This window comes from Bacillus sp. SIMBA_008 (genome assembly GCF_046535495.1).
Lineage (GTDB): Bacteria > Bacillota > Bacilli > Bacillales > Bacillaceae > Bacillus > Bacillus subtilis.
In genome coordinates this window covers 1-246 of sequence record NZ_JAWRWL010001037.1, presented here as the reverse complement: position 1 = coordinate 246, position 246 = coordinate 1, and the positions used below count along the sequence as shown (strand labels likewise).

1 protein-coding gene is annotated in these 246 nt (G+C 70.7%); it reads left to right on the top strand.

What is annotated here, in order from left to right:
* Positions 1-246, top strand: a 246-nt coding sequence (locus SB658_RS26570; protein ID WP_410603487.1) for a hypothetical protein, incomplete at both ends; no start/stop codon positions are given.

Below are 246 nucleotides of genomic sequence, written 5' to 3'. Positions count from 1 at the left end.
GAGATCGAACGGAAGGATGCCGCCGCCCTGCGGTACGGCGACGACTCCGGCTTCACGGTGGATGCCCGCGGCGGGTGGCTCGACGCGAGCGGCGACACGAGCAAGTTCCTCAGCCACCTGACGTACTCGCCGACCATGAGCCCGCAGCAGATCCCCCTGTGCACGTGGGCGTTCCTCGAGGCGCGCGACCAGCTGGCGACACGGCATCCGCGGTTCCATCGGGCGCTCGGAGCGCGGCTGCGTGAC